The sequence below is a fragment of the Paenibacillus turicensis genome, assembly GCF_050461185.1.
GTDB lineage: Bacteria > Bacillota > Bacilli > Paenibacillales > Paenibacillaceae > Fontibacillus > Fontibacillus turicensis_A.
This window is the reverse complement of sequence record NZ_JBCMOR010000010.1, coordinates 115,838-122,425: the sequence shown is the minus strand read 5'-3', so window position 1 is coordinate 122,425 and position 6,588 is coordinate 115,838. Positions and strand designations below refer to the sequence as shown.

Annotated in this window: 6 protein-coding genes; 4 read left to right on the top strand and 2 right to left on the bottom strand. The window is 38.3% G+C overall.

Features of this window, described 5'->3' with window-relative positions; translation table 11 throughout:
- The first annotated feature begins 353 nt into the window (after positions 1-353).
- On the top strand, positions 354-1,121 hold the full coding sequence (locus ABE099_RS15765; protein WP_430032070.1) for a bacterial surface protein: 768 nt from the start codon (positions 354-356) through the stop codon (positions 1,119-1,121).
- 240 nt (positions 1,122-1,361) lie between these two features.
- Entirely contained in the window at positions 1,362-2,141 is a 780-nt protein-coding gene (locus tag ABE099_RS15760) for an alpha/beta fold hydrolase (RefSeq protein ID WP_430032078.1), read from the top strand.
- Positions 2,142-2,225: 84 nt separating this feature from the next.
- On the opposite strand, the gene cymR is transcribed toward ABE099_RS15760, so the two are convergent.
- On the bottom strand, positions 2,226-2,645 hold the full coding sequence (gene cymR, locus ABE099_RS15755) for a cysteine metabolism transcriptional regulator CymR (RefSeq protein WP_430032069.1): 420 nt from the start codon (positions 2,643-2,645) through the stop codon (positions 2,226-2,228).
- A 469-nt stretch (positions 2,646-3,114) separates the two neighbouring features.
- Here cymR and mnmA point away from each other — a divergent pair, with 469 nt between their 5' ends.
- Positions 3,115-4,239 (top strand): tRNA 2-thiouridine(34) synthase MnmA, encoded by a 1,125-nt coding sequence (mnmA, locus tag ABE099_RS15750; protein ID WP_430032068.1) that lies wholly within the window; start codon positions 3,115-3,117, stop codon positions 4,237-4,239.
- 138 nt (positions 4,240-4,377) lie between these two features.
- Here the strand turns inward: mnmA and ABE099_RS15745 are convergent, their stop codons facing one another.
- Positions 4,378-5,691, bottom strand: a complete 1,314-nt coding sequence (locus ABE099_RS15745) for a replication-associated recombination protein A (protein ID WP_430032067.1) — start codon at positions 5,689-5,691, stop codon at positions 4,378-4,380.
- A 488-nt stretch (positions 5,692-6,179) separates the two neighbouring features.
- On the opposite strand from ABE099_RS15745, the gene ABE099_RS15740 reads away from it, so the two are divergent.
- A complete protein-coding gene (locus ABE099_RS15740; protein WP_430032066.1) occupies positions 6,180-6,485 on the top strand; it encodes a CD3324 family protein in 306 nt (101 codons plus the stop codon).
- The last annotated feature ends 103 nt before the right edge of the window (positions 6,486-6,588 follow it).

Genomic DNA, 6,588 nt, shown 5'->3' with positions numbered 1-6,588 from the left:
CTACTATGTTGGGAGCATATCAACAAACCTGTGGGTCACTTCTTCATGAAATAAACTTTTCTTGGAGGGTAATCCCACTCAAGTTGTTTGTACTGAGGACGGTCCGTCAACCGTCCTTATTTCTATTTTTATTTTAACATAAAAAATATAGAATATGTAAGTTAAAATGAAGGACATAGCATTGTTATTTACCAATGTTATCGGATACTTTATATAATTATATTCGGTATATGCTGTAAAAACAATTTCTATTTATCATCATAATATTACATATATAGACATTTATGTTTGGACATAGCCAAATATTTCTCATATGATTCCTATTAAATATATTTAAAAGGAGATTTTGGAATATGAAGAAAATTTTATTACCTGCTCTGCTTTCATTTTTATTACTTTTTAGTGTTGGAACTAGTGCATTTGCTGCTTCAATTGGGGATAAATTAGATCACCCTGAAGAAGGATGGACAAGGTATACTAATACTTCTGATATCTTCAAGTATGGTACTGGATGGGAACAAAGTCAGGAAACGAATGGCGTTACTTTCAGTGGTACACTCACAGGCAAATCAAAAGGTGAACTGCAATTCAAATTTTCTGGTACTAAACTCCGTTATTTAACGGCCTCAAACTATTCATACTCAAAAAAGGTAGCGATAAGCATTGATGGAAATACACAATATTTCTCACCACATAATGAAGCAATCACAGATTATAAAACGAATATTTTAATTTATGAGTCACCTACATTAACTCTAGGAGAGCATGAGGTCAAAGTGTGGACTGTGGAGCCCTCCACCAATACCTTAGGTAATGACTATCGGTTTTACGGTATTGATGTCATTGCAGAACAAACACCTACTCCAGAGCCAGAACCAATTGGAAATAGAGCCTTCTTGGTTATAACTATGAACACTGGTCTTGAGAAGGAATTTGATCTCTCCATGAGCGAAGTAAATGACTTTATTAATTGGTACGATACAAAAGAAAACGGAACTGGTCCAGCAAGATATGGTATTAACAAACAAAACAATAATAAAGGTCCTTTCATTAAGCGTGTGGATTATGTCATATTTAAGAACATACTTTCATTTGAAGTAAATGAGTATAGCATCGAATAAAAGCAATAAATATAAAACATGTAAATTTTCATTTCGCATACATTTGCATACACATCTAAGTACTGCTCTTCAGGGGAATGCCTATTAAATTCAAACCCAGAAATACCTTGTAAATTCGCTTGTTTACGCAGAAAATGTGATTATTCTAAATCTAATTTGACGCCCAAATTAGGTATTTACCTTTCCTAGAGTGAATATCTTAATGGGGAAGTACATTTTTTGAAAAATGAGGCGATACACTTGGGATACTTCATTACTGTGGAACCGGGCGTAAAAGTATTCATAGAGGACATCAATCCGAAGGGAAATAAAACGATTCTTTTTATTCATGGATGGCCGCTAAACCATAACCAGTTCGAATATCAGTTCAATTACCTTCCTAAGCTCGGATATCGTTGTATCGGAATGGACTGGAGAGGATACGGTAATTCGGATAAACCATTCGATGGGTACAATTTCGATAGATTAGCAGATGATGTCCACATGGTTATCGAGGCGTTACAGATAAAAAACATAACACTGGCGGGTCACTCTACCGGAGGCGCGATATCGATTCGTTATATGGCTCGATACAAAGGGTATGGGGTAGCTAAACTTGTCCTGATCGACGCTGCCTCTCCATCTAGTGTTCCAAAAGAATTTGCAAATAAAATCATTGAAGATACAAATCATGACCGACCGCAAATGTTGCAAGACCAAACGAGAAACTTTTTCTTTCAGTATATTTCCGAACCAAAATCCGATTGGTTCGTTTTAATGGGATTACAAGCGGCAAATTGGGCAACTTCCGCCATTATGGTCACGCTTAGGGATGAAAATGTGTACAACGATCTCAGTCAGATCGATGTTCCCACATTAATTATTCACGGAGTTCATGATAAACTCGTTCCCTTTACCCAAGCTGAGGAAACAAATAAACTGATAAAAAATTCAATGCTAGTTCCGTTCCAATACAGCGGCCATTGTGCCTTTTTAGAGGAGCGCGATAGATTCAACGAATTATTATCTTCATTTGCATAACGAATCGGATAGCCCGACCACCCCATAAAACACTAAAAAACTCCTTATATACCAAGGAGTTTTAGCATTTCATCTCTTACATTTTTAAATGTAAAACATATAGTCGGTTTTCTTATTATCCTCATGATACGTAATTAAATCCTCGAGGGAAGTGGAATCAAGCACCTCAGCGATACTATCGCGAATGCGTAACCACAAATCACGCTTGGCTGGATCATCTTCCTCAGTGAAATCAACTGGTGAAATTGGGCCTTCCAACACACGAATAATGTCCCCTGCTGTGATCGTTGCAGCTTCCCGAGCTAAAATGTACCCGCCATAAGCACCACGTATACTTTTTACCAATCCTGCGTTGCGTAATGGTGCAATAAGCTGTTCTAAATAATGCTCAGAGAGTTGATTTTTTTCAGCAATACTTTTTAGGGAAGTTGGACCTTCGCCGAATTTCATAGCCAACTCCATCATGATCGTTAAACCATAGCGTCCCTTTGTGGAAATCTTCAAAGAAGCCACCTCTTTCAATTTTCAAATAATCTTTATATAATTAAACTTTGGTCATTAATGATGCTGAGGGAAAACTCCCTATTCCTATCATTAATCTATGTTTATCGTAACATAAGTGTAGTCCTTTTGGAAAATAAATAACATGAAATGTTTGATTTTTGACTCTAATTAAAATTAGTGGCTGCCAACTAAGTAGATGGAAGGCTACAGAACAAAGGTTTTTCCGATCGTTGTTAAAACCACATTTCTTATAAATATGGCAATCTTGTCGTTGAAATCTGGTTTTAAATACGAACGTTACACTTCTCCAAAATCCTTTGTTCCTTCGCGATTTCTAGTGTTTGGCAACCACTAATTTAGATATCGAGTTTGTTTTTTACACAAAAAAATCAACAATTCATTGTTTTATTTGGACTGCTTTATGATAAGATAACGACAGCACTATATTTCAACAAGGAGGAACACGTAAATGTCAAAACCAAACAACGAAACAAGAGTTGTTGTCGGTATGTCGGGAGGCGTCGATTCCTCAGTAACCGCATTATTGCTCAAACGCCAAGGCTACGATGTCATCGGAATTTTTATGAAAAATTGGGATGACACTGACGAATTTGGACAATGTACTGCTGAATCGGATGCTGAAGATGTAAGACGTGTCTGCGAGCAGATCGACATTCCTTATTATACAGTTAATTTTGAAAAGGAATATTATGATAAAGTCTTTGCCTATTTTCTTGAAGAATATAAGCTTGGACGTACGCCAAATCCTGATGTGATGTGTAATCGGGAAATTAAGTTTGGTGAATTTTTAAACAAAGCAATGGATCTTGGTGCTGATTATGTGGCAACAGGTCATTATGCTAGACTAGTGCAAGAGGATGGTATCTACAAGCTGCTTCGAGGTGTAGATAACAATAAGGATCAAACCTACTTCCTTAATGCACTTAATCAAGCACAGCTATCCAAAACCATGTTCCCAATCGGACATCTGCCTAAACCAGAGGTACGTAAGCTTGCAGAAGAAGCGGGATTATATACAGCGAAGAAAAAAGACAGTACAGGCGTATGTTTTATCGGTGAACGTAATTTCCGAGAATTCCTTAGTCAATATTTACCTGCTAAATCTGGGAAAATGATTGATATTGCAACCGGCGAAGTGAAGGGATCACATGATGGCTTGATGTATTACACCCTTGGACAACGCCAAGGTCTTGGTATTGGTGGCTCAGGCACTGGGGAACCATGGTTTGTGGCTGAAAAGGACTTAGAAAACAATGTCCTTTACGTTGTACAAGGAGACAAGCATCATAGCTTGTATTCTAGTGGTTTAACAGCATCAGGAGTGAACTTTATTTCAGGCAAAAACCTTCTTGCTGATGGCTCATTAAAATGTACAGCGAAATTCCGTTACCGCCAACCTGATCAAGGGGTGACTGTTACTGCACAACCTGATGGCACTGTAAATGTTGCTTTTGATGAGCTTCAAAAGGCGATTACACCTGGGCAAGCTGTCGTATTTTATGCTGGTGAGGAATGTATCGGCGGCGGAACCATAGAGGTTGCACACAAAATTCCTGCTCCTGTAGCTAACTAAGTGGTAATAAACTGTTATAAAATAATAAGCTTAACATTCAGTTTAAAATGAATGAATTTAAAAAATCTGTAGCATTTCCCTAGTGGGTATTGGCTACAGATTTTTTTGATTTTATTGCTACCAGCCTCCACAGCTTAGTTACTGCTTTTTTTTTCGTCTCAGCTGTTGATTGTGCTTAATTTTACTTTCGTTCCCTTGCTCAGTCGCCTCATAAAACACTTGTCCCTCTAGCTGAGTGGGCAAATATTGCTGTGGCACATAATGCCCATCATAGTTATGAGGGTACTTGTAGCCAACATGACCAAGCTGTTCTGAGCCCTTGTAATGTGCATCACGCAGATGAAGTGGAACTTCAGCTGATTTGAGTTCATTTATGCTTGTCATTGCTTTGGAAATTGCCATAATAACAGCATTTGACTTCGGACTTTCTACAGCAAATAAAATCGCCTGTGCAATATTCAGCTTGCCTTCTGACCAGCCATTATTGTGATACGCCTCTAATGCGCTTGTAGCCTGCACCATAGCTTGCGGGTTAGCAAGCCCAATATCCTCACTACACGCCGCGATCAGACGACGAATAAACGTCATCGGGTCCATTCCCAGCTTTTCTACACCATAAAGGCACCAAAACAAAGCAGCATCACTAGAACCACGAATGCTTTTATGAAAAGCAGATAATACATCATATTGCGTAGACTCATCTGCCTTGACGATAGGACGGCGGATACATTCCTCTGCCACCTCCATCGTAATATGTACTGTACCATCCTGCATTGGTGGCGTTGTTAACGCAGCTAATTCTAGCGCATTTAAAGCACGACGAATATCACCATTTGCCATCGAAGCAATATGCTGAAGTGCTTCCTCATCAACCTGAAGGGACATGAAAGCTAATCCACGCTCGGTATCTTCTAATGCACGTTTCATTGCGGCATAGGAATGTTGACTTGTTAATGCTTGTAGCTGAAATAATGTGGAACGACTTAGTAACGCGCCATTTACATAATGAAACGGATTTTCTGTCGTAGCCCCGATAAAAATAATTGTTCCCTTCTCAACTGCAGGTAGCAATGCATCTTGTCTAGCGCTATTAAAACGATGTACCTCATCTAGAAACAAAATCGTCTTTGTGCCATATAAAGCTTTGTCTGCTTCTGCCTTTGCAATAACCTCACGTACGTCTTTTACAGAGGCATCGACTGCATTCAGACGAACAAATTCACCTTGGGTTTGATGAGAAATAATATGAGCTAATGTTGTTTTCCCACAGCCTGGTGGACCATATAACAAAATAGAAGACACCTGATCTGCCTCAATCGCACGTCTAAGCAGCTTGCCTTCCCCTACAATATGTTCTTGTCCAATGTATTCTTGTAGCGTAGTTGGACGCATGCGATCTGCAAGCAATCTCCCTACGGGTTGTTGATCACCTTGATAGGTAAACAAATCCATTATGTTCACTTCCTTATCTTTTGTATTTTATCACATGTAAAGTGAAAACAGCGAGTGTGGTAAAAAACACTTATAGTTATTCTTTCACTGTAAACTTGATTTGAAATATGAGTTAATATAGATGTCGGGGCCGACAAGTTTTGAGGAAAGGGGCTGATTTCGAAATGTTTTCAACAAGTGAGGTGGTCTCCGTTTAATTACGGAGATCCCAGTTAATGAAATAAGGGGCCAACACGGGTCCCTTATTTTTATAAAAAGCGCGAATATCAATTCCTCATATCTAACAACGAGAATAGAGTCATTCTTTTCTTTTTGGAAGATGTAGGTAATGTTGATGTGGATAAATATGTGTAACCTATGCTATAGTAAGAAGTATTAAAATAAACGTACAACAGATGTACAAATTAACGAAAGGGGGAGTTACGACATGCCAACTTATTTGATGACGCTGTCAACACGAAGACAACAAATTGAGGAGGATTTTGATCGTGAACTACAAAAACGGGAGAGAAGTGCTTCCCCCCCGATTATTAGAGGAGCTTCAGCAATATATTCAGGGTGAATTACTTTATATTCCTAAACAAGAACAAGCGCGTACACCTTGGGGAGAACTCAGTGGCTCTCGCCTAAGTCTAAATATTCGTAATCAGGAAATTTATGATGACTATTGCAATGGTCAATCTGTCAAAGTATTAGCTACAAGCTATCATCTTTCAGAAGAAAGTATTCGTAAGATCATTTCCAAAATGCGTGATTGTGAAGCAACATCAACTCTAGCCTATACTCACGCATGATTTTATATATGAATATAAACAAAAGGGATAGACCTATACTACAAAAGTCTAATCCCTTTTTTATATTTAATACGTCTTCTAAACTCAAATGCAGCTAAATTTA